At 48.5% G+C, this 721-nt stretch carries 2 protein-coding genes; both read left to right on the top strand.

Annotated features, from left to right (window positions below):
- Nucleotides 1-418: hypothetical protein (locus RMT89_RS40545; RefSeq protein WP_315888758.1), on the top strand; the 418-nt coding region annotated here is incomplete at its 5' end.
- On the top strand, nt 415-721 hold a 307-nt coding region (locus RMT89_RS40540), incomplete at its 3' end, for a hypothetical protein (protein WP_315888757.1). The genes RMT89_RS40545 and RMT89_RS40540, both read left to right, overlap by 4 nt.

Below are 721 nucleotides of genomic sequence, written 5' to 3'. Positions count from 1 at the left end.
TCTTTCCTTGGTTCAGAGCGGAGCGAACGACAAAACACTGTCTAGCTACGTGTCGATCTATAAGAAAGGCAAGCTGGTCAATCTCATTCTGGAACAGACGATTACACCTTCATGGGTGCTGAACCATCACATGTTCCAAGAGGCGCTGAATACCCAGTACGATCTGATGCGGAATGCCGAGAGTGAGAAGGTACGCACCGAAGCTGCGAACTCTCTCTTGACCCATCTGAAGAAGCCTGAAGCTGCCAAGGGCGGTGTGACCTTCAACCTGAACCAACAGGATCAGGCGGGTATGGCTGCTATTACGAATGCCCTTCATGAATTGGCAGACATTCAACGCAGTGCTATTTCAGGAGGCGAAGCAAAGACCATCGACATTGCAGCGATGCGAATGAATTCGGACGTTGAGGACGTATGACACAGATCATCATTAAAAAGTCACTGGATGAGTGGCTGGACAACATCGACTATTCAGATTTGGCGGACGGTACTTATGTACCGTCCAAATTTGCGTTGGTGTTCATGAACTTCATCAAGCTGGTCAATGGATCAGAAGGTGAGAGCCATAAGACCCCACCAGTGCATCTGCGAATGCTGGACAAGACTGTCTCTGACAAGAAGCAGGTTGCCAATCTCTGTTTCCGTGGTGCAGCAAAGACGACATTGTTCTTTGAGTATTTCTCCATGTTCTTGGGAACATTCGGAGTATTGCCCAACTTCG

It is taken from the genome of Streptomyces sp. P17 (assembly GCF_032436805.1).
In the GTDB taxonomy this organism is placed as follows: domain Bacteria; phylum Actinomycetota; class Actinomycetes; order Streptomycetales; family Streptomycetaceae; genus Streptomyces.
The sequence above is the reverse complement of the archived record's forward strand: the minus strand, read 5'-3'. Positions and strand labels throughout refer to the sequence as shown.